The following is a 23343-nucleotide window of genomic DNA, read 5'->3' as shown; positions in this document are numbered from 1 at the left end:
TCAATATATTCAGCCCGGAAGGCCTATGCAGAACGGATACATCGAACGTTTTAATCGTCTTTACCGGGAGGCGGTATTGGATGCTTACCTGTTCTCTTATAAATAAAATAAATCTTACTGAAACTTTGAAAGTTTAATCTAGGTTGAAATAAATTGATTTTTCAGAATACATTTATTAATTAAAGTTAAAATGATATATAACAGTGAAGAACGAATAGGTGTTTATTCTGTAGCAAAAATTTTTAGTGAAAATTTGAACTGGATTTTTCGTGAACAACCTATAAGTGATTTTGGTATAGATGGTTTTGTTGAAGTAACAAGATTTGCAAATGATTTAAAAAGCAGTATCCCAACCGGAAGACTAATTGGTGTACAGATAAAATCTGGAAAGAGCTTTTTTAAAGAAAGTACAGATAATCATTTTGTTTTTCGTGGTGCTAAAAAGCATTTAAATTATTGGTTAAATTATTCTATACCAGTCATTATAGTACTTTACGATAAAGAAAAGCAAATTGCATATTGGGAAAGTGTTAATGAATCAACAGTTCATATAACAAATAAATCATTCAAGGTTAATATACCTAAAGAGAATATGCTGGAAAGAAAGAGCAGAGAATCTTTAAATGGTATTGCGATTTTTAAAGGTAAATACGAATATAAACTTTGGTTACTACAGGCTTCTATAAACCCTATAAAACTACTTATTCAAAAGGATTTATTTCTGTATGTAGAAATTGACGGTATACCCTATTCTAAAGATTATCATATTTCATTAGTACTCACGGATGAAGATAACGATAACTTTCCTGCAGTAATTCATTCTCATGATGAAAATCCCAATCGGTATGAGTACCATTTCTATCTTTCTGAAGGCAAAAGTATTAAGGAAGGAATAAACGATATGCTACCGTGGGCAAATTTGTTTTTGGACGAGGTAGAATTTAGTGACAAAGCGCTGACTGAACAATTAGCTGACACAGCTTTAAGTGATGGTCCAGATGATTATATCCAAAAAGTTTTAGAGTTAAAAAGAAATAATTCGTTTCTCGCTTTGGCTTGCTATCTTGCTGATTCATCATGTTTCGGATTAAAATTAAAAGCTAATGCTCTTGCTCATAATTTTTTAGCTGTAAATGATTTTCTGGAAAAGGAACCAACAGTAAAACAAACAATATTTTTATAATCTACTCATTTCGTATATATTTATCCTCATTTGGTTTGTTCCCTACTCTATTTTAAGCAGGAGTTGCGTGAGGGATTATCTCAGTTTTATTTATTTGTTTTTAATGGTTTCGCTGAATGTTTTACATTTGCAGCGAAAAGCCCACAGCAAGGCACGAGCGAGGACTTGTAGCACAAGTGAATAAAAGCAATACTCATTTGCTTTTAATGAAACTTGCGAACAATGTTCTGCCCGACCTGCAGGGGCACGCCCAAAAGAAAATACTTTTTAAAAAGCAGGCATTTTTTGTAAAAGGATGCTGCTGCTATCTCTTGCCCATAAAGAAAGGTTTATACATGGTTTTGGCGAAACAGACCAGCGCTATATTTTGCTTTTTTAAGGCTTTCTCAAATATATCTGCGTTGCTTATTATTTGTTGATTTTTAGTGCCATTCTCGTGGTTTAATGTCTATAAAACAGTGGTTTTTATCATTTCGTTACTTCACTATTTTAATACGTTTATATTTAGTTGAATAAATGTTATAATGGTTGTTATAAACAGCATTAACAATAATATAAACATATTATTGATTTAAATGTATCTTAGTACACTGAAATTATTTACTAAGGATTGTATGACTCGACCAATTGTATTTGGAGAAATAGAAGGTATTGAAGAAGGCCATTTTTTTGAGGGTAGAAAGGAAATGATGCTTTCGAGTTTCCACAGAAATTGGGCAAAAGGTATTGATGGCAATGCTAAAGATGGCGTTGCTGCTATTGTGCTTTCTGGTGGATATGAAGATGATGAAGATTATGGAGATGAAATTATATATACGGGAGCTGGTGGCAATGGCGGAGGGAAACAAATTAAGGATCAGAGTTGGGATAAGAGTGATAATAAGGGTTTGCTTATTAGTATGGATCGGGGTTTGCCTGTTAGAGTAATTAGGGGTTATAAGCATAGGTCTGAATTTTCGCCGAAAACGGGTTATACTTATGCTGGTTTGTATAGTGTGGTAGATGCGTGGGAGGAAACAGGAAAAAGTGGTTTTGTAATTTGTAGGGTTCGGCTGGAATATAGTGGCCAAAATCCTGAGAGAAATACTCCGGAAAGGATTGAATTAAAGTATTCTAATAAACCTACCGAACGAAAGGAAAGTACGGTTTTACGAATTGTGAGGGATACGAAGATTGCTCATGATGTGAAGAAATTATATAATTATGAATGTCAGGTATGTGGAGAAACGATCCCTACAAAATCGGGTGGCTATGCAGAGGGTGCGCATATAAAACCTTTGGGTAGGCCCCATGATGGAGATGATAGTAGTGATAACTTAATTTGCCTCTGTCCGAATCACCATGTGATGTTTGACAAAGGGACATTTTCTATTACGGATGATTTGAAATTGGTTGGTGCTGCAACGGGTGAATTAATAGTACACGAAACGCATATTCTGAATAAATTAAACTTGCAATATCACAGGAAAAGTCATAGGTATGATTAGGGTTGTTTGCGGTGTTATATTTAATGAAGGGCAAATTTTGCTTTGTAGGCGTAAGCCTGAAAAATCATTGGGTGGTTATTGGGAGTTTCCTGGAGGAAAAATTGAAGTGGGAGAAACGGAAGAGAAATCTTTATATCGGGAGTTGCAAGAGGAACTTGGAATAAGAGTTGAAATAGAAAGGTATTTCATGTCTGTTGTTCATAATTATGATACATTTACGATTGAGCTTATTGCTTATGTATGTACCACGGAACAATCTAGTTGTATACTTACCGATCACGACCAATATGAATGGGTTAATAAATCAGAACTTCTCAACTGGGAATTAGCACCTGCAGATATTCCTATAGCAAAGGAGTTATGTTCTATGGATATGTAATAAACACTGATCTTCATTCAACTATATTCCCTACTCTATTTTTTTGCGTGAATGACAGAAGCATAAATCCTTACCTGTTGGAGCGGAATTTTTAAAAGCTGAATTCATTAATAATTCAAATTATAGTGATAAATTTACCAACCTATTATAAAAACAATTTACAATCATGGAGTGGAACGAAATTAAAGCAGACAATCAGAAAATATATCCTCCAAACAGTATCACGCTATTTTTAATGGATACAGAATCAGGATTACCAGGTACATGCTGGGTTGACAAAGCATATGCCGATTATTCTTATAAAAAGGAATGTATGTTTAACTGTTATATTTCTGTAGATCTTCTGAATGATGAGTTTAATCTTCAAAAGAAGGATTTGGATTATGCTGATGTTGAGGACTATTTCACCACACAACTAAGAGAAGTTTCTGTCTGTCATATAGTCGCCAGAATTACAACAGACACCGGTATAGCAATAGAACTGTATGCTGATGATCTAGAGCGCGTTATTCAGAAGCTAAATGAAATAGAATCGGACGAGAATAGACTGGTTAATTTTAGTTGTGAAATATATGATGATGAGAACTGGGACAATGTAAGCAATCTTCTTGTTGAGGAAGAATAAATAACTGATTAAGAAACATAAAAAAACCGGAATTTCTTCCGGTCTTTTTTTTACTATAAATACTTAGTAAACTTTCTCCTACTCTCCACTCCGCTAAATTTAAATCAAAAATAATTTAACAAAAAACATTTGCGTAGCTAAATAACTACATATATATTTGTAGTCAAATAGCTACATAATGAATTTAAGAAGAGATGTTTTTCAGGCGATCGCAGATCCTACAAGAAGATCAATATTAATGTTGGTTGCAGCACAATCTATGACTGCCGGTGCTATTGCTTCGAATTTTGATACCGCCAGACCTACAGTTTCCAAGCATCTTCAGATTCTTACAGAATGCGAATTATTAAGATCCGAACAAAACGGACGCGAAGTTATCTATCACCTTAATCCTAATAAAATGAAAGAGATTGCTGATTTTATTGAACCGTTCCGTAAAATGTGGGATGACCGCTTCAATACATTGGAAAGTGTTATGAAATCCTACCAGGATAAAATAAGCAATGAAGGATCTGAATAAAAAACAAATTCATGCCTTTCATTCTCTCCCATTCTAATACTATTAAAAACAAAAAATATGGAATTAAAAACTAAAATACATGCTGAAGACGGAAAACAGGAAATACTGATTACCAGAGAATTCGATCTTCCCGTAGAATTACTTTTCAAGGCCTATACAGAATCACAATTTGTAGAACAATGGATGGGCACCAAAGTATTGAAGCTTGAAAACAGACAGCATGGTGGCTATCAGTTCGAGACTTTAAATGCAAATGGAGAAATCGTATTCAGAGCCAACGGCTGTATTCATGAATTTGTACCAAATCAGAAAATTGTAAGAACATTTCAGATGGAAAACACTCCATTTCCTGTTCAGATTGAATATTTGGAGTTTGAAAGGCTAACTGAGACTTCCAGTAAGATTACAATTCATACTGTTTATAAATCTGTAGACTTCAGAAATCAGATGCTGAAATTACCATTTGCCCAAGGATTAAATATGGCGCACAACCGCCTACAGGAAATATTTACATCAAAAGATTAATCAACTTTTAATTCTATCACTTCAAACACCAATCACATTATGAATCCTAAAACAGATTTTTTCTTTAATCAGTCCGAGAAATGGCAAAAAGAATTTGAGAAACTAAGAGCAATTATACTTGACACAGGTTTGGATGAAGAACTTAAATGGGGTTGTCCTTGTTACACTTATCACGGCCGAAACATTGTTTTGATACATGGTTTTAAAGAATATTGCGCAATTTTATTTTTCAAAGGTGCACTATTAAATGATACCAATAATATCCTGATCCAACAGAGCGAAAATGTACAGGCAGCCCGACAAATACGCTTTACAAATCAGGAAGAAATTTCAAAATTAGAAAAAGAGATAAAGCTTTATGTATACGAGGCTCTGGAGGTAGAAAAATCGGAAGTACAGGTTCCGATGAAGAAAACAAAAGACTTTGAAGTAGCTGAAGAGTTTCAGCATAAGCTAAACACAGATACTGTCCTGAAAGAAGCTTTCCAAGCATTAACTCCCGGAAGACAGAGAGCTTATCTACTCTATTTTTCTTCAGCAAAACAGCCTAAAACCCGTGAATCACGAATTGAAAAATGTATCCCACAAATCCTTACAGGAAAAGGACTGAACGATTAACCAAACAAAATAATAATATGGAAACACCAGACAAATCAGAAAAAATAAGAAAAATCATTTATTGGATTTTCACATTGTGGATGGCATTGGGAATGGCTTCAACCGCCATTGTTCAATTATTAAAAAGTAAGGATGAGCTGGCAAACTTCACCAACTTGGGGTATCTCTCATACCTAATGACTATCATTGGTGTATGGAAGCTATTGGGTGTTTTTGCTATATTAATCCCCGGACGTTTGTTGTTGAAAGAATGGGCATATGCCGGCTTCTTTTTTGTAATGTCCGGTGCTGTAATCTCGCATCTCATTGTCGGCGATACAATAGGCAGAACTTTTCCGGCAGTATTACTATTTGCCCTTGTTATTATATCCTGGTACTTTAGGCCTTCTAACAGAAAAATCATTACTACAGGATTACCATAACATTTCAGAAGGCAAAAAAAATACATCAGTAACATCAAAATAAAAAAGACCGGAAGAAATTCCGGTCTTTTTACTTTATTATAAATGCTTAATTAAGCATCGATTTTAGCATAAACTGCATTTTTCTCGATAAAATCTCTACGTGGCGGAACCTCGTCACCCATTAGCATAGAGAATACATTGTCTGCTTCTACAGCATTGTCAATAGTAACCTGCTTTAGTGTACGGTGTTCAGGATTCAGAGTAGTATCCCAAAGCTGTTCAGGATTCATTTCCCCAAGACCTTTGTAACGTTGGATCTCTACTCCTTTTCCATCTTTAGACAATTCCTGAGTAAGTTCTTCACGCTCTTTCTCGTTCCATGCATATACTTTCTTGTTCCCTTTCTTCACCAAATATAATGGTGGAGAAGCGATATATACATAACCGTTTTCAATAAGCTCTTTCATATATCTGAAGAAGAATGTAAGAATCAATGTGGAAATGTGAGAACCATCCACATCGGCATCGGTCATAATAACGATCTTATGATATCTAAGTTTTGTAAGGTTTAGTGCCTTACTGTCTTCTTCAGTACCAACACTTACTCCTAAAGCTGTATAGATATTCTTAATCTCGTCATTATCATATACTTTATGCAGCATAGATTTCTCTACGTTCAGGATCTTACCTCTTAATGGTAAAATAGCTTGGAACAAACGATCTCTACCCTGTTTTGCAGTACCACCTGCGGAGTCTCCCTCCACAAGGAATAGTTCGGATTCAGCAGGATCTTTGGAAGAACAGTCAGATAGTTTCCCTGGTAATCCGGAACCTCCCATTGGAGATTTACGCTGAACCATTTCACGAGCTTTCTTAGCCGCCTGTCTTGCTTTTGCCGCTAAAACAACCTTCTGTACGATAGTCTTCGCTTCATTCGGGTTCTCTTCCAGGAAGTTGGTAAGCATCTCCCCTACAATCTTGTCTACAGCACCAGAAACTTCGGAGTTACCCAGTTTCGTCTTGGTCTGTCCTTCAAACTGAGGTTCCATAACTTTTACAGAGATTACAGCTGTAAGTCCTTCACGGAAGTCATCCCCTGTAATTTCTACTTTCTCTTTTGCAGGCAATCCAAGATCATCTGCATATTTCTTCAAAGTCCTGGTCAACGCTCTACGGAAACCTGCTAAGTGCGTACCCCCTTCGTGCGTATTAATATTGTTTACATAAGAATGAAGATTCTCGTTGAATGACGTGTTATAACGCATTGCTACTTCTACCGGAATATCATCGCGCTCTCCTTCCATGAAGATTACGTGCTCCATGATAGATTCACGGTTTCCGTCAATAAACTCAACAAACTCCTTAAGACCACCTTCCGAATGGAAAGTTTCTACTTTGAAGTTTCCATTTTCATCCTTTACACGCTCATCTGTCAAAGTAATAGTAATACCTCTGTTAAGATATGCTAGTTCGCGAAGACGTGTAGCTAAAGTATCATAGTTATAAACAAGCTCTGTAAAGATAGTATCATCCGGTTGGAAAAACTGCATGGTACCTTTTCTGTCGCTGTCTCCTATTTTTTCAACATCAGCTACAGCACGTCCTTTTTGATATTTTTGCTGATAAACATGCCCGTCTCTGTAAACAGTCGTAATCATATCTGTAGAAAGTGCGTTCACACACGACACCCCTACACCATGTAAACCACCCGATACCTTATAAGAATCCTTGTCGAATTTACCTCCGGCACCAATCTTAGTCATTACCACCTCAAGAGCCGATTTTTGCTCTTTTTCGTGGAAATCTACAGGAATACCTCTACCGTTATCACTAACTTCAATAGCATTTCCTTCTTTTATGGTTACAGTAATTGTATCGCAGTAACCTGCCAAAGCCTCGTCAATAGAGTTGTCTACAACTTCATATACCAAATGGTGCAAACCTCTTGATCCGACATCACCGATGTACATGGAAGGACGAAGACGTACGTGCTCAATCCCCTCTAACGACTGAATACTACTAGCTGTATATTGTTTATTACTCATTCAAAATTACATTTTTCAATAACTACAAATATACGAAATTTTAGGCACATATATGCTATAACCAACACATAAAAATACACCTTATCAGCATAGCCTGTATGGAATTTATCAGTGTTTAAAATCATGTTAAAGTATATACTTTTAGAAGAAATAATACTTAATTTTAATTCGTCAAAATCAATATTATGGACGATTTTATAGCAGCCCGATCGCAAATGGCCATGTCACTGGGCTTTCATATTATCTTTTCGTGCATCGGAATGGTAATGCCCTTTTTAATGGCCTACGCACACTGGAAATACCTGAAAACAGGAAATGAGATTTATAAAGGACTCACTAAAGCCTGGAGCAAAGGTGTTGCTATATTATTCGCAACCGGAGCAGTATCCGGTACCATGCTGTCTTTTGAATTAGGATTGTTGTGGCCTAAATTTATGGAACATGCAGGTCCAATTTTCGGAATGCCATTCTCATTGGAGGGAACGGCATTTTTTATAGAAGCCATTGCATTGGGATTCTTTCTTTATGGATGGGATAAATTCAATAAATGGTTCCATTGGTTCTGCGGATTCCTCGTGGGAGTAAGTGGACTGGCTTCCGGTATTCTGGTTGTGGCTGCAAATGCCTGGATGAATAGTCCCGCAGGTTTCGATTATGTAAACGGACAATATATTAATATAGATCCTATTGCTGCTATGTTTAACGAGGCATGGTTTCCGCAGGCATTTCATATGACTGTTGCAGCATTTTGTGCTACAGGTTTTGCTGTTGCAGGTGTTCATGCATACCTTATTACCAAAAAGAAAAATGTAACATTTCATACCAAAGCTTTCAGAATTGCTGTTGGATTTGCCCTTATCGGTGCTTTTGGTGCACCATTTAGCGGTGATATTGCCGCAAAGTCTGTTACAGAAAGACAACCTATAAAACTGGCTGCTATGGAAGCACATTTCGAAACTGAAAAGGGCGCTTCTTTTGTTTTAGGCGGTATTCCGGATGTGAAGAACAAAACTGTGAAATATGCGGTAAAAGTACCAAAGGTGCTAAGCTTTCTTGCCAAAGGAGACTTTAATGCAGAGGTAAAAGGCTTAAATGATTTCCCTGAGGATGAATGGCCTCCGATAGCTGTTACACATTTTGCATTTCAGATTATGATTTTCTTCGGGGTTGTAATGATGCTTATTGGTGCCATATACCTCTACTCTTTCTTCTTTAAAAAGGAATGGCTGACTAAAAACTGGTTACTGAAAACCTTCTTTATAGCAACTCCTTTTGGTTATATCGCTTTAGAAGCCGGATGGACCGTAACAGAAGTTGGACGCCAGCCCTGGATTATCTATGGCGTCATGAAGACCATAGATGCGGTTACCCCAATGCCGGGAATACAATACTCTTTCTATTTCTTCACTTTTGTATTTATATCATTATCTGCTATTCTGATGTTCCTTATCGGAAGACAGATTAAAATGGTACCGAAACTATATGATCCTACAGACGCATTGTTTAACGATAAAAAACAGAAAAAATGATATACATTGTAATAGGTTTTCTTTGGCTGTCTATCTGTCTGTACCTTATCCTTGGCGGTGCCGATTTCGGTGCAGGAATCGTAGAACTATTCACCAATAAAAAAGCACGGCATAAAACCGGAAAGATTATGTACGAATCTATTGCTCCGGTTTGGGAAGCCAATCACATGTGGCTAATTATTGCCATTGTTGTAATGTTTGTTGGTTTTCCGAAGATATATGCACTGATGTCTACCTATCTGCATATTCCTTTAATATTAATGCTGGTGGGGATTATTGCCCGCGGTACAGCCTTTACCTTCAGACACTATGATGCAGTGGAAGATCAGTGGCAGGTTCTGTATACTCAGATATTTTATTATGCCAGTCTGCTTACACCTTTTTTCTTAGGGCTTATAGCAGCAGCTACAGTATCCTACTCTATTAACCCGGATGCTACTGGATTTTTAGATCTTTACATCTTTAGCTGGCTCAACTGGTTTGGTGTCTCCGTAGGTCTTTTTACGGTTGCTTTATGTGCTTATCTGGCTTCCGTATTCTCACTGAGAGAAACCAGAGATAAAGCTGAATTAAAACTAATGATCCGGAAGACGAAGCAAATGATGTTATTTGTTGTCATTACAGGGGCTTTGGTATTTCTTATGGCTTACCTTTCGGGTATTCCTTTAATTATGTGGATATTCTCAAAGCCATTGGGCATTATAGCAATTACACTGGCTACAATTGCATTGGGCTTAATCTTCTACTGTATGCGTGAAGAAAAGTTAACTCCGGTAAGAGTATTAGCAGGTTTCCAGGTTATTATGATTCTGGTGGCTGCAACTTATCAGCACAATCCTAATATTATCCTATTAGGCAACGGAACTCATATCTCATTACTGGAATATGCTGCTCCGCAAAAAACGCTTGAAGCATTAGGCTGGGCACTTATGCTGGGTTGTGTATTTATACTTCCTTTCCTGTTTTATCTAATGTATTCTTTCAGTAAAATGAAGAAATAAAGTATAAGCTTTCGGATAAAAATTCCGGGACAATAAGCAACCCTCTATTACCTTAATTTCTAAATGGTTTTTGAGGGTTTAATTTTATACTTTTTTTTCAAACACAAAGGCACAGGTTATTCAATCAATAAATATTGGTTTTTAAGACACAAGAAAATCAAAGATTTTCAATTCAAAACCTTAAATATTATTCAGTAAAATGAAAAAATAAGATATAAGCTTTCGGATAAAATTCACAGGATAACAAACAACCCTCAATTACCTTAATTTCTAAATGGTTTTTGAGGGTTTAATTTTATACTTTTTTTTCAAACACAAAGGCACAGGTTATTCTATCAATAAATATTGGTTTTTAAGACACAAGAAAATCAAAGATTTTCAATTCAAAACCTTAAATATTATTCAGTAAAATGAAAAAATAAGATATAAGCTTTCGGATAAAATTCACAGGATAACAAACAACCCTCAATTACCTTAATTTCTAAATGGTTTTTGAGGGTTTAATTTTATACATTTTTTTCAAACACAAAGGCACAGGTTATTCTATCAATAAATATTGGTTTTTAAGACACAAGAAAATCAAAGATTTTCAATTCAAAACCTTAAATATTATTTAGTAAAATGAAAAAATAAAATATAAGCTTTCGGATAAAAATTCCGGGACAATAAGCAACCCTCAATTACCTTAATTTCTAAATGGTTTTTGAGGGTTTAATTTTATACTTTTTTTTCAAACACAAAGGCACAGATTATTCTATCAATAAATATTGTTTTTATGACACAGGAAAATCAAAGATTTTCAATCCAGAAATTGTAAAACATTGCGTAGCAATTTGTGCCTTAAAAAGAATACAAATATTAAATATGATTTATTAAATATGATTCGTGCCCTAGTGCTTAAATATAGAATTCTTATATGTAGAAACCTTAAATCGAATTATGCTTACTAATAGTTTTTATCTATATTTGTAAAAATCTAGTACATGATTAAGAGAACATTCGCCTTTCTGGCAGGCATAAGTTTCGGATTACTGGCAGCACAAAAATCGGACGTTGGTAACTGGCTGATGCTTTTTGGCAACGAGAAGATCAATCCAAAATTCAATATCCATTACGAAGTACAATACCGGAATTATGACTTTATAGGCGATCTTAATCAGCTTCTGCTAAGGACAGGTATTGGTTATAACCTTTCTGAAAACAACAATAATGTTTTGCTTGGTTATGCCTATGTACATTCTCATAACTACGATGCAGACCAGAATATCTCTCAACTGGATGAGCACAGATTGTTTCAGCAGTTTATTACAAAACAGAAATTTGGCAGAGTTCAGCTTAACCACCGCTACAGAATTGAGGAAAGGTTTCTACAACCAAAAACTGAGGTAAGATTCCGTTATCAACTTGGTGTTATCGTTCCTTTCAATAATACATCCCTTATTAAGAACACATGGTATGCCAGTGTATATGATGAAATCTTCATCAATGCTAAAAAAGATGCTTTCGACAGAAACAGACTTTATGCTGCCGTTGGCTATGTTATAAATGATAAAATGCGGATTGAGGGCGGACTAATGAATCAGATGCTTTCTAATACCGACCGCTATCAGTTTCAGATCGGCTTTTACCTGAATGATGTTTTCGGATTAATGCGCTAACTCAGTCAATAAACATTTATAAATAACAAACCCTGTCCAAGTTAATTTTGACAGGGTTTGATGTATATATTAGGCAAGAAATGTGCTCCTATTAATTAAGTTTTTACTTTGATTTATGGTGCAAAGTAAGCTTTCGGAAACCAGCGAAAAGCATTTTGCGATTTTTGGGCATAACCCGTTCCCGGCCATGTAAGATGATAGCCCAGGCCCTGCAGTTTATTATCTGCCAGGTAGCTCAGCATTTTTTTTCTGGATTCTACTGCCAGATCCAAGTCTGTATCTCCGGAGAATCCCCATTCCGGATGCGGAAATAATAAAGCATCTGAATGAATTAAATCGGCCATATAGAGAATTTCCTCATTTTGCGATTTTATCTTACAAAGCGTTAGTCCCGGAGTATGCCCCGGAGCCTGTACAAAACTGAAATACTGATACAGCGGTGTATTGAAATCGTAATATTTGATTTTGGGTTTTATAGCGGTCAGAATCTTTCTGATTCCTTCTATAATCTGCGAAAGAAAATCTGGTTTATTCTTCAGTGCACTATTTGCGAAATCTTTTATTGTAGCCTGCATCCAAAAGTCATATTCTGTTTTATTAATGAAATAAACAGCATTTGGGAATACTAATTTCCCGGCTTTGTCAATAAGTCCACCAATATGATCCGGGTGGGCATGAGAAATAAAAACATCGGTAATATCTTCCGGCTTGAAGCCTGCTTTAGCAAGACTTTCCGGCAGGAATCCTGTATTTTCATCAGCAAATATTCCCATTCCGGCATCCATCAGAATCAGTCTTTTTTCTGTTTTCACCAATGGAACATTCATTGCCATATCGATATATTCTTCTGAACGAAAGTTATCTCTTAATAACTTTTTAAGTTCTTTTACATCTGCTCTTGGTGCAAATCCGTCTATATCTGTATCACGGATATAACCATCGGACAAGATGTAGAGTTCCAGTGTTCCCAACTGTATTTTCTTATAACCCGCCAGAGATTCTTTAGTGCCTTTAGCAACAGGTTTTGTAACTTCAGCCAGTAAACTGGTTGCAGGCAACAAACTGAATAGTCCTGCAATACTTCCTTTTTTTAATAGTTCGCGTCTGTTCATCAGATATGTGCTTTTTTACGTTTAATAAAAGATAAAATAATAAAACCTAAAACACCAATGGCAAAGTAGCCTTCGGCAATTCCGGTTTGTTGTACCGGCTTTACTACTGCAGCTATACCATAGCTAACTACAGAAGTTATAATGTACACCACTCCGCCTGTAATTCCGCCAGAGATTCCAGCCGATTTCGGGAAGCGTCCTAAACAATAAGCAAAGTAATTGTTGAACATAAAACCTGCGGTAACATGTATAACAAAAGCAAAAACTACCAATGTAAACAAATTCTCTATATAAAATGAGCTTGCAAACATGAGTGCTATAAAAAGCAATTGTATAAAGTTGGAATATCTTAGCTTTGGCAGAAAAGGCTTAGAGATTAGTGCTTTTCCCAAAAAGCCACCGCTCATCCATGCTAATCCCATTAAAAGAGAAAGATAGCCAGTTGTTACAGATGAATATCCCAATTTGTGCTCTATGATAAACGGTCCGCAAAGGTTATAGAACATAATCAGTGCATAGCTGACACCACACATCAGCATTCCAAAAAAGAAATCTAATGTCCCCAGCATGGTTTTAAATTCATTCCATAAGAAACTAATATGAAAAGGATTTCTGTTTTTAATAGTCTCTCCGGAGAATACCAACTCCAGAACCAGAATAAGTAATGAATAGGCTGCCAACACCGTAAAATTAGACTGCCAGCCAAAACTTTTTTGCAAATACCCGCCTATAAAAGGTGCTATAATAGGTCCTAATGACCATACAATAGTCATAATACTGAGGTAATGTTTTCTCTTTTCTCCATCATAAACATCTACAAAGAATGCCCGTTTGGATACAACCACTAATCCGGATAGTATCCCCTGTACAATACGCATGAGGTAAATGACATAGATATTTTGAGTATGTCCGGTAATCCAGAAAGACACAACAAAAAGTAACAATGCCATAATACTGATCTTATAGCGTCCGAAGGCATCTACAAGCGCCCCTGAGAAAAATTGAGAAATACCATAACTAATGAGGTAAAAGGTTAAGGTAAGCTGTATTCTTGCTTCCGGCAGATGCAGATCTTCAGCCATACTAGGCATGGATGGCAGGTATATATCCGTTGCCAATCCCGACATCGGAATCACGGCAAAGGCAAGAATAGTGGCTATGAATTGGTGCTTCGTTTCAAGCTGCTTATTAAGCATAAATTTTTATTTGTTTTATAAGTTTGTTTCTTTTTTAAGAGGTCAAGACCATTAAATCTTCTTTGTTCTCAGCTCAATTATTGTCACCCTGAGCGTAGTCTAAGAGTTAATTTAATAAAACCTCTCGATACATTTTGTTACATTTCTTTTCACAAAACGCTCAAGGTGACGGAGTTTACCATTTAAATTCTACTTAATAACTGTCACTCTGAGCGTAGTCGAAGAGCTTCCAATACAGCTTCCAGCTCTGCATTAAACTTAGTCGGAAGAAATTCAGTAATTTCATATTCGGCTACCTGATGCTGATGAAAAGGATCTTCTTTTATTATTTCCTTTACCTCCTCTATTGTTGCATTTTGTGCGATAATAATTCCTCCGGTCCTTGGATTCTTTCTTCCTGACATCAAAAACTTTCTTTCTGCATAATATTTATTCAGAAAATCATTGTGAGCATCAATCAAGAGTTCGATTTCACTAATAGCTTTGATGTAGTTTAACGATATAATAAACATGATAATTTTTTGTATAGCAAATGCAAAGGTCGCCTATCTATAGGATTTGACAATATTAAATACAGATAAAATTATTTTTAAACCTCACAGGATCACGAGAATCTATGAGGTTTAATTTTATCATCTTAAGCGAAGTTTAGATCTATAAGGCTAACTAGTTATTCACCAACTTCATAGAACCTTCAGAATAGCGTGGTCCGGTATTAGGATATTTTCTGATAACCTCTTCTATCTCATTCTTCTCTGTATCCGTAAAAGTAACTGCTGCGGCTTCGATATTCTGTTCCAGATATTTTACCCGCTTGGTTCCCGGAATCGGAATAATATCATCTCCCTGGGCCAATACCCACGCCAATGCTAACTGACTACCGGTAATCCCTTTAGAGGCTGCTAATTCATTAAGTTCTTTAGCCAGATTTTTGTTATTTTCCAGATAGGCTTCCTGATAACGCGGCAAGCTTTTTCTAAAATCACTGTCTTCCAATTGCTGAACTTCGTTGATATTATTGAATAAACCTCTCGCTAAAGGTGAATACGGAACAAGACTAATTCCTAATTCTCTTACCACAGGAAGGATACCATCTTCTACATCTCTTGTCAGAAGTGAATATTCGGATTGTAATGCAGCGATTGGGTGGATTTCATTGGCTTTCCGAATGGATTCCGCAGAAGCTTCGGATAAACCTAAATACCGTACCTTTCCGGCTTTCACTAATTCGGCCATAGCCCCTACTGTTTCCTCTACCGGAACATTAGGATCTATACGGTGTGCATAATACAAATCTATTGTATCAATTTTTAACCTCTGAAGGCTGTTGTCTACTGCCTGTTTAATCCATTCCGGCGATCCGTCAAAATAAGTATTTGCACTATTACTCGGCCCAGCTTCATTATTCTTAAAGCGGAATCCGAATTTGGTTGCTATAAATATCTTATCCCTGTTGGGAACTAATACCTTTGAAATAAGCTCTTCATTTTTACCATTCGCATACATATCCGCGGTATCCCAGAAATTAATACCGGAATCCAATGCTTTATGCAATGTTCTGATACTCTCTTGCTCATCTGCCTGCCCATAAGCAAAGCTCATCCCCATACAGCCTAATCCTATAGCGGATAATTGTTCTCCTGTTTTTCCTAAAGTTTTGTAATTCATAACCTGATGTTTTTAATAATTTAATTTTTAAGCACTAAAGCATATAGTAGATGACTCTAATCAATATCTTCGGGGGTACAATGCTTTATCTTAAGCTAAAGCTGAAAATCTTCGATTTCCTTACTGGACCATAAATTAAAAGAACCGTAAAATAATGCCTTTGTATTATATTTTATTAGCAGGACAAAGTTAAGTCGGGCTTACAGGGAAGTGTATAAATTATTCAAACTAAAAATTGTAAAATTCAAACAGCCTTACTTCTATAGGCTACAGGTGATAATCGGGTTTGTTTTCTGAAGAAATTGGTGAAGTAAGCAGAATCATCGAAACCAAGACAAAATGCAATTTCATTGATATTCCAGTCTGTATGATTCAGCAAAGCTTTGGCTTCCTGAACAATTCTGTTGGCTATTAGTTCGGAAGTTGTTTTTCCGGTAACCGTTTTTAGCGCTCTGTTAAGTGAGTTGACATGAATATTGAGATTCTGAGCGTAATCCACAGCAGATTTCAGCTTCAGCGGATTCGCTGTACCATCAATAGGATATTGCCTTTCCATAAGATCCATAAAAAGTGAAGCTACTCTCTGCGATGCATTATTATACCGCTCATAAGACTGCGCGGGACTCATTTTCATAGCTTCATGCATCAGAAGTTGCAGATAGTTACGGATAACATCGTATTTATGAACATAATCAGCATCTATTTCTTCTTTTATTCTGGAGAAAAGAAGTTCTACAGATTTCACCTGATCTTCATTCAGAAAGAATACAGGCTCTCCTCCTATCTTATAAAAATTGGAATCCTGAATATTACCCATATTTCCATTTCGTAGAAAATGTTCGGTAAACAGGCAAAACCAACCTCCCTGATCTTCTGACGTAGCTTCCCACGAATAAGGAATCAACGGACTCGAGAAAAGCAATGCAGGGCGATCTATACTGATCCATCTGTCTGCGTAGTGTAATTTCCCCTCGCCTATAATTAAAGAGATTTTATAGTAATCTCTGCGGCTGTATGGTGTAACTCGGGCACAGCTGTCTCTGGAAAATATATTGACATGACCTACCCCCGGACAACACAAGAGTGTGGAAACATCTTTCCCGGGCAATGTTCTTGTATAAAATTCCTGTAAAGTTTCAGAGGTTTTCATAGTTCAAAGATATAAAAATCAATCATTACTTGGTATGCGAAATTTATTGAGAGTTTTCTTAATTATGCTTTTCTAAAGATTCTCGTATGTGAGAAGAGTATTCAAAATAATATAATTATGGTAATACTGTTTATAAAATTTAATACTACATCAATACCTTAATAAACTTAATTTCTAAATAATAAATAAACCATTAAGAAATTAAGGTAATTTAATGTTTTAGGCTCTCGAATAATCCTTGTCAAGGTTCAGAACCTTGACAAGGAGAAAATAAAAAAGCCGGAAGATATTCTTCCGGCTTGTAATTGTATTGTTATAGTATTAAACCATTTTAACCAATAGAACCTCATCTACTTTTTCAACTTTTACTAAGTTGTTTTTCGTAAGGTTTTTAATCGCTTTATCCCATTTCTTACCGGATAACTGGCTTTTATCTTTTACATCAACTAATGGAGTTGCTTCTTCATTAGCACTTACGATTTCGATAATAGCTTTTTCATCCTCGTTTAATTCCAGTTTAGGTTCTGTTTTCTCCGGACGCATTTGCGGGAAGAATAACACCTCCTGAATAGACGGGTTATTGGTAAGGAACATAATTAGTCTATCCATACCTATACCCAAACCTGATGTTGGCGGCATACCATATTCTAATGCTCTCAGGAAGTCTTCATCAATAAACTGACCTGCTTCATCATCTCCTTTTTCAGAAAGTCTAAGCTGATCTTCAAAACGCTCTCTCTGATCGATTGGATCATTAAGCTCTGAATAAGCATTCGCAATCTCCTTACCACAAACCATAAGTTCGAAACGTTCAGTTAAGCCTTCCTGACTTCTGTGTTTTTTAGTTAGTGGAGACATCTCTACAGGATAGTCAGTAATGAAGGTTGGCTGAATAAAGTTACCTTCACATTTCTCACCAAAGATTTCATCGATAAGCTTTCCTTTACCCATTGTTTCGTCAACTTCTAAGCCGATAGACTTAGCAAAGTCACGAAGCTCTTCTTCAGTTTTCCCGGTAATATCATAACCTGTGTATTTCTGAATAGCTTCTGTCATCGATACTCTTGGATACGGTGCTTTGAAGTCGATTTCGTATTCACCAAACGTTGCTTTAGAAGTTCCGTTTACGGCAATAGCACAATGCTCTAATAATTTCTCTGTGAAATCCATCATCCAGTTGTAGTCTTTATAAGCTACATAAATTTCCATTGCGGTAAATTCCGGATTGTGAGTTCTGTCCATTCCTTCGTTACGGAAGTTTTTAGAAAACTCGTAAACACCATCGAAACCACCAACGATTAGTCTCTTCAGGTATAATTCGTTTGCAATACGAAGGTATAAAGGAATATCCAATGCGTTGTGATGCGTAATAAATGGTCTTGCAGCTGCTCCACCAGGGATAGATTGTAGTACCGGAGTTTCAACCTCAAAGTATCCTTTGTCGTTGAAGAAACCACGCATAGCATTGAATAATTTTGTTCTCTTGATGAAGATATCTTTAACATGTGGATTCACAGCTAAATCTACATAACGCATACGGTAACGTAATTCCGGATCTACGAATGCATCGTGAATTTTTCCGTCTTCATCAGTTTTTACAACTGGTAGCGGACGTAATGTTTTTGATAAAAGGGTAAATTTGGTTACATGCACAGAAATCTCACCTACCTGTGTTTTGAACAGATAACCTTCAATTCCGATAAAGTCACCAATATCTAAAAGTTTTTTGAAAACGGTATTGTACTCCACAGCTTCTTCTGTGCTGGAAACATCGTCACGTGATACATAAATTTGTACACGCCCTTCGCTGTCCTGAAGTTCTGCGAATGAAGCTTTCCCCATAATACGAACACTCATTAAGCGTCCTGCCAACTTCACCTTCTTACCATCCTCGTACTTGTCCTTTATCTCCTGCGTATTTGTATTTACTTCAAATTCCGCTGCCGGATAAGGCTCGATCCCCATCTGTCTCAGCTGTTGCAGTTTTTCTCTGCGGATGATTTCTTGCTCTGTAAGTTGTTGCATAATAGGTTATATTTAACAGTTTGCAAAATTAAGGATTATTTAAAAAATATAACAGTGTTTCATCAGATAATATGATAATAAAACTGTTTTGCGTTGTCTTATCCTGATATTTAGTTTATTAAATAAAGAACTGTCTACAGATAGCTTTCCTTCAGAGCTTCTATAATTATATTATGATCCTCTTCATCATGGAGACCCAACACTGTTATAACCGCAACCATTCCAGCATTCTTTACAAAAACGGGTATTGCCCCACCTTTTGCCAGAAAGTCTTTTTCATCCAGTCCAAAAGTTTTTTCTAAAGTCATATTACCACCCTTCAGGTCATTCTTTACACTTGGAGAACTTTCTTCAAATTGTCTGGAGATATTAGCTTTTCACCTTAACCAGTTATGCTTGTCCACCGGAAGTGTATCATCCACATACAGAAATACAGTTTGGTTTAATCTGCAAACCTCAACAGCTATATGCTGATTACGGCTTTTTGCCAAATCAATAATTTTCACTCCCATATCAAAAGCTATCCGGTTGGAAAAACTATCCAACCCTATTCTCCTAAGGATTCCGTTATCGTTGTTATGATCTGTCATTATTAGTTTCTTTTTATATGTTTATTTAAATAAAACATATTTGTCAAGCTCTTGACTTTGGAACAATAAAAAGCCGGAAGATTACGCTTCCGGCAAAATAATATATGGATTAGAATGTTTATTTCTTAAGACTAAGAACGTACATTGCCATAGCTTCTGCCTGAGCTTGTGTAAGATCTGCATGCGGTGCCATCGGAATCTCTCCCCAAACACCTTGTCCTCCTTTTATGATTTTTTCTGCAAGCATTTTTCTATTTGGTTCTGTGTTCTCATACTTTGCTGCAACGTCTTTATAAGCAGGACCTATAAGTTTGGTATCATCGGCATGACAAGTACGACAGTCGGAAGCGTTGATAAACTCTAATCCGCTCTCTGGTCTAGGAACACTTACTTTTACGTCCTGTTCTTCTACAGTAACTTTAGGTTCTTCCAACATGGTATTGCTTTCCTTTTCTACAGGAGTTTCTTTTTTTGAACATGAAAAAGCTGCAAAAGCTAATAATGCAATAAGAAAGACTTGTTTTTTCATACTTTACTTTTATTTAGGTAAACAAATTTAACCATTAAATCCCTTGGATTCTTTCTAAATGACACCTATCAAGTATGAAATTTGATGTACAAAACACGAATGGAAAGCATTTTATAAAAAACCTGCCCGAAGAAATTCTTTGGGCAGGTTTTAATTTTATAATATGAGAGCTTATTTTAGTTTTCTAAGGTCTACCATTCCGTAGTGCAGCCATATTCCAAAAATTCCGGTTCTGGTATAAAACTCATCCTTACCATTAAACAGGACTTTTGTTTTAGGTTCCGTCTGACAAATAAAAAAATGGTTGCCATCTATACAGTTCATTTTTCCGTTTCGGTGTAACTCTGTCCAGCCAAATTCTTTATACTGATTTTCCTTATCTTCCGGAACGAACAAAAATCGTCTTACTACGGCCTGGTCTTTTTTACCTTCTTTTGTTGATGTAATTGCCCAACGTGCCAAATCAGATTGATATCTTCCTGCAACCTCATCAGCTTTTGCATCTGCTATACGCTCTATAATCAAAGTATCCGAAGCTTTCATCAGGCTATCCTTTATAGCATATATACCATAAGAGCCAGACCATATATCGGTTTTTGTATTCTTCTGCGCGCTTAGGCTGCTCAATAATCCGGTAACAATAAGAACTAAAAAAAGCTTCTTCATCTTTGTTGTATCAGTGATTAGAATATCTTCAGATTATCTTGTGGTGTATAGTCCATGAAAATACCACCATCCAGATTCACAGATTTCACCTGCTTTTTCACAGGAATATCCAATATCGTTTTCTTTTGGTCTTTCTCCCAAATAGCTGGTGTGAAGTGCTTGATTTCTTTGGTTCCGTCAGTATAAGCTACTACGGCATCGAATGGCATTGCAAATCCGCCTACGTTTTCTATATTGATATTTAGTTTATTATTTTGCTGAGTAGCATTGGCTATTTTCAGATCTATATAATTGTTACTATAGAACCAATTATTCCAAAACCAGGTAAGATCTTTTCCGGATCCCGTATTCATGGAAAAGAAATAATCCCAAGGCACCGGATGTTTGCCATTCCAATTGTCCATATAATGGTGAAGTGCTTTTTTAAACAGAGCATCACCTAAATAATCTTTCAGCGCCAGATAGGACAAAGACGATTTAACATAGGAATTATTTCCATACCCTGCTCCTGAAACCTGTGTACTCATCGTAATTAATGGCTGATCCTGTTCAGTTGCAGGACTGGTGATCCATCTTTTGGTTCTGAAGTTTTTATAGAAAGTATCTGCAGCTTCTTTTCCGTTCTCATCAATTCCGATAAGGTATTCCAGTGTTGTTGCCCAGCCTTCATCCATATAAGCATAGCGGGTTTCGTTAATTCCCATATAGAAAGGGAAATAAGTATGAGCGATCTCATGATCTGCTGTCAAACGTGCATCCTGAAAATTATCCGGAACTGTGCTGTCATTAATCATCATAGGATATTCCATATCTGCATATCCTTGGATAGCTGTCATTACCGGATATGGATATTCTACACCCGGCCAGTTTTTGGAAAACCAGTCAATATTGTAGCGCATCCATCCTGTGTATTGTTCAAAATCCTTCGCTCCGGCTTTGTAGCCAGCCTGCACACTTACTCTTTTTGATTTGAGCTGTACACTGGAAGCATCCCATACATAGTGATTGCTTAGTGCAAAACAGAAATCGGAAATATGGTTCGCCTTAAACTTCCAAACATTCCAGTCATTTTGCTTAGTAACCTTGCCAGACTTCATCTCGGCTTCGTTGGCAACATGTATTATTTTATCGCTCTTCAGGGATTCCTTAAAGCGCTTTAAGTATTCTGGTTGCAATACCTCTTCCGGATTCAGGAAATCTCCTGTAGACCATACAACATAGTTTTTCGGAGCAGAAATTGCGAAGCTGTAATCATTGAAATCATTATAGAACTCTTGTCTGTCGGAGTGCTGAATAAAATCCCAACCATTATAATCATCATATACAGACACTCTTGGGTAAGAATAGGCTACATAAAACGTATTCGGATCTATCTGCCCTTCTCTTCCACTCTGCACAGAAAGTGGATATTCCCACTCTATTTTTATTTCAGCTTTAGCCTTAGATGCTAATGGCTTATTAAGCTTTACAGCTTCTACAGTACTCCAGTCATCACTATCAATATTATAGCTTTCACCGTTTACACTAAATGATTTTATTTTCAGTCCCGAGCTTAGGAAGTCTTTCGATACAAATCCTGAACGTGGTGACTGTGGTTTATGCATGTTATTTACAAAACGGATTGCCAATATATCCAGCTGATCCGGGCTGTTGTTGTCATACAAAATAGTCTCGCTGCCGGAAACAATTTTAGTATCAGCATTTACTTTTATCTGAATATCATAAATTCCTTTATTCTGCCAGTAATTTTTACCGGGTGCTCCCGACAGATCACGAGTACCATTAGCATAAGCTTTCTTAATGTTTCTTGGCATATACAACTCCTGAGCTGTAACCTGACCTAACATTCCCAACAAAGCTATGCTGAAAAATATTTTTTTCATTTTTAAAATTTACGGATAAGTATCAAAAATAAGGAAAATACCGCTACAAAAGGGCTTTATGATTAAAAGAAATCAGACAATATTATATTTATTGTTTAGATACTATTGATCTGATATACTTTTTCGAAAATATCCAGGTGTTTGCCCTGTCCATTTTTTGAAGAATTTGGAAAAATTAGACGGATCGTATGTAAGCTGTGTAGCAACCCGAGCAATAGGGACTTTTGTTTCTTTTAAAAGCTTCTTTGCCTGGTCTATAATTTTCTCATCGTAGAAATGACACGGATGATGTCCGGTCTCTAGTTGGACAGTATCGGAAAGATGTTGATGCGAAACGGCCAGTTCACGAGCAATTTGGTTTAGTTCCATAAATTCAGAAACCCTACCCTGAATGACATCATCGATATGCTGATCCAGAAATGCAAAATAGCTAGTAAGGATTTCTTTACTTCTTTTCATATTTATATCCTGGTCAGACATCAATGTATTGTTTAACTTTTAATATTCAGAAAGCAATTAATTGTCCTAAAAGTACAAAAAAAACAGACTG

At 36.3% G+C, this 23343-nt stretch carries 24 protein-coding genes and 1 pseudogene; 12 read left to right on the top strand and 13 right to left on the bottom strand.

Annotated features, from left to right (window positions below; translation table 11 throughout):
• The 9 genes and pseudogenes from C8J95_RS16365 to C8J95_RS16320 all read left to right on the top strand — a co-directional run.
• Positions 1–94: pseudogene (locus tag C8J95_RS16365) on the top strand (integrase core domain-containing protein); the annotation flags it as partial.
• A gap of 96 nt (positions 95–190) precedes the next feature.
• Complete coding sequence (locus C8J95_RS16360) at positions 191–1183, top strand: DUF4365 domain-containing protein (protein WP_107809795.1); 993 nt, start codon at positions 191–193, stop codon at positions 1181–1183.
• A gap of 614 nt (positions 1184–1797) precedes the next feature.
• The gene (locus C8J95_RS16350; protein ID WP_107809793.1) at positions 1798–2670 is read left to right on the top strand and encodes a YDG/SRA domain-containing protein; all 873 of its coding nucleotides are present in this window, start codon (positions 1798–1800) and stop codon (positions 2668–2670) included.
• Positions 2663–3049 (top strand): (deoxy)nucleoside triphosphate pyrophosphohydrolase, encoded by a 387-nt coding sequence (locus C8J95_RS16345; RefSeq protein WP_107809792.1) that lies wholly within the window; start codon positions 2663–2665, stop codon positions 3047–3049. Before C8J95_RS16350 ends, C8J95_RS16345 begins: the two co-directional genes overlap by 8 nt.
• A gap of 166 nt (positions 3050–3215) precedes the next feature.
• On the top strand, positions 3216–3674 hold the full coding sequence (locus C8J95_RS16340) for a DUF695 domain-containing protein (protein ID WP_107809791.1): 459 nt from the start codon (positions 3216–3218) through the stop codon (positions 3672–3674).
• Between the two features lie 178 nt (positions 3675–3852).
• Positions 3853–4194, top strand: a complete 342-nt coding sequence (locus C8J95_RS16335) for a helix-turn-helix transcriptional regulator (RefSeq protein WP_078721864.1) — start codon at positions 3853–3855, stop codon at positions 4192–4194.
• Between the two features lie 57 nt (positions 4195–4251).
• Positions 4252–4719 (top strand): SRPBCC domain-containing protein, encoded by a 468-nt coding sequence (locus tag C8J95_RS16330; protein ID WP_107809790.1) that lies wholly within the window; start codon positions 4252–4254, stop codon positions 4717–4719.
• A 39-nt stretch (positions 4720–4758) separates the two neighbouring features.
• A complete protein-coding gene (locus C8J95_RS16325; protein WP_107809789.1) occupies positions 4759–5337 on the top strand; it encodes a YdeI family protein in 579 nt (192 codons plus the stop codon).
• Between the two features lie 17 nt (positions 5338–5354).
• Positions 5355–5759, top strand: a complete 405-nt coding sequence (locus tag C8J95_RS16320; protein WP_107809788.1) for a DoxX family protein — start codon at positions 5355–5357, stop codon at positions 5757–5759.
• Between the two features lie 92 nt (positions 5760–5851).
• On the opposite strand, the gene gyrB is transcribed toward C8J95_RS16320, so the two are convergent.
• Positions 5852–7786: a DNA topoisomerase (ATP-hydrolyzing) subunit B gene (gene gyrB, locus C8J95_RS16315; protein ID WP_107809787.1), complete on the bottom strand. Its 1935-nt coding sequence runs from the start codon at positions 7784–7786 to the stop codon at positions 5852–5854.
• 185 nt (positions 7787–7971) lie between these two features.
• Here gyrB and C8J95_RS16310 point away from each other — a divergent pair, with 185 nt between their 5' ends.
• From C8J95_RS16310 to C8J95_RS16300, 3 genes are all read left to right on the top strand, one after another.
• Positions 7972–9315, top strand: coding sequence for a cytochrome ubiquinol oxidase subunit I (locus C8J95_RS16310; protein ID WP_107809786.1), 1344 nt, complete (start codon positions 7972–7974; stop codon positions 9313–9315).
• Positions 9312–10316 (top strand): cytochrome d ubiquinol oxidase subunit II, encoded by a 1005-nt coding sequence (locus tag C8J95_RS16305; protein WP_107809785.1) that lies wholly within the window; start codon positions 9312–9314, stop codon positions 10314–10316. Before C8J95_RS16310 ends, C8J95_RS16305 begins: the two co-directional genes overlap by 4 nt.
• A 983-nt stretch (positions 10317–11299) precedes the next feature.
• Positions 11300–11974, top strand: coding sequence for a DUF2490 domain-containing protein (locus tag C8J95_RS16300; RefSeq protein ID WP_107809784.1), 675 nt, complete (start codon positions 11300–11302; stop codon positions 11972–11974).
• Positions 11975–12087: 113 nt separating this feature from the next.
• On the opposite strand, the gene C8J95_RS16295 is transcribed toward C8J95_RS16300, so the two are convergent.
• The 12 genes from C8J95_RS16295 to C8J95_RS16245 all read right to left on the bottom strand — a co-directional run bounded on the left by C8J95_RS16295 (position 12088) and on the right by C8J95_RS16245 (position 23273).
• Positions 12088–13086 (bottom strand): MBL fold metallo-hydrolase, encoded by a 999-nt coding sequence (locus C8J95_RS16295; protein ID WP_107809783.1) that lies wholly within the window; start codon positions 13084–13086, stop codon positions 12088–12090.
• Positions 13086–14282 carry an MFS transporter gene (locus tag C8J95_RS16290; RefSeq protein ID WP_107809782.1) on the bottom strand — a complete coding sequence of 399 codons (1197 nt, stop codon included), beginning with the start codon at positions 14280–14282 and terminating at the stop codon, positions 13086–13088. The genes C8J95_RS16295 and C8J95_RS16290 overlap by 1 nt, the downstream gene beginning before the upstream one ends.
• Before the next feature lie 203 nt (positions 14283–14485).
• Positions 14486–14794 carry a YciI family protein gene (locus tag C8J95_RS16285; RefSeq protein ID WP_107809781.1) on the bottom strand — a complete coding sequence of 103 codons (309 nt, stop codon included), beginning with the start codon at positions 14792–14794 and terminating at the stop codon, positions 14486–14488.
• A gap of 154 nt (positions 14795–14948) precedes the next feature.
• The gene (locus C8J95_RS16280) at positions 14949–15950 is read right to left on the bottom strand and encodes an aldo/keto reductase (protein WP_107809780.1); all 1002 of its coding nucleotides are present in this window, start codon (positions 15948–15950) and stop codon (positions 14949–14951) included.
• A gap of 244 nt (positions 15951–16194) precedes the next feature.
• Positions 16195–17100 carry an AraC family transcriptional regulator gene (locus C8J95_RS16275; protein WP_107809779.1) on the bottom strand — a complete coding sequence of 302 codons (906 nt, stop codon included), beginning with the start codon at positions 17098–17100 and terminating at the stop codon, positions 16195–16197.
• Between the two features lie 321 nt (positions 17101–17421).
• The gene (gene lysS, locus C8J95_RS16270) at positions 17422–19125 is read right to left on the bottom strand and encodes a lysine--tRNA ligase (RefSeq protein WP_107809778.1); all 1704 of its coding nucleotides are present in this window, start codon (positions 19123–19125) and stop codon (positions 17422–17424) included.
• Positions 19126–19259: 134 nt separating this feature from the next.
• Entirely contained in the window at positions 19260–19493 is a 234-nt protein-coding gene (locus C8J95_RS19040) for a heme-binding protein (protein ID WP_255412848.1), read from the bottom strand.
• Between the two features lie 9 nt (positions 19494–19502).
• Positions 19503–19715 carry a hypothetical protein gene (locus C8J95_RS19035; RefSeq protein ID WP_255412847.1) on the bottom strand — a complete coding sequence of 71 codons (213 nt, stop codon included), beginning with the start codon at positions 19713–19715 and terminating at the stop codon, positions 19503–19505.
• 118 nt (positions 19716–19833) lie between these two features.
• Entirely contained in the window at positions 19834–20244 is a 411-nt protein-coding gene (locus C8J95_RS16260) for a c-type cytochrome (protein ID WP_107809777.1), read from the bottom strand.
• 171 nt (positions 20245–20415) lie between these two features.
• Positions 20416–20910 carry a phosphate ABC transporter permease gene (locus tag C8J95_RS16255; protein WP_107809776.1) on the bottom strand — a complete coding sequence of 165 codons (495 nt, stop codon included), beginning with the start codon at positions 20908–20910 and terminating at the stop codon, positions 20416–20418.
• A 17-nt stretch (positions 20911–20927) separates the two neighbouring features.
• Positions 20928–22793: a M1 family metallopeptidase gene (locus C8J95_RS16250; protein WP_107809775.1), complete on the bottom strand. Its 1866-nt coding sequence runs from the start codon at positions 22791–22793 to the stop codon at positions 20928–20930.
• A gap of 102 nt (positions 22794–22895) precedes the next feature.
• Complete coding sequence (locus C8J95_RS16245; RefSeq protein ID WP_107809774.1) at positions 22896–23273, bottom strand: AraC family transcriptional regulator; 378 nt, start codon at positions 23271–23273, stop codon at positions 22896–22898.
• Positions 23274–23343: the final 70 nt, after the last annotated feature.

The organism is Elizabethkingia sp. YR214 (assembly GCF_003058195.1).
Lineage (GTDB): Bacteria > Bacteroidota > Bacteroidia > Flavobacteriales > Weeksellaceae > Elizabethkingia.
The sequence above is the reverse complement of the archived record's forward strand: the minus strand, read 5'-3'. Positions and strand labels throughout refer to the sequence as shown.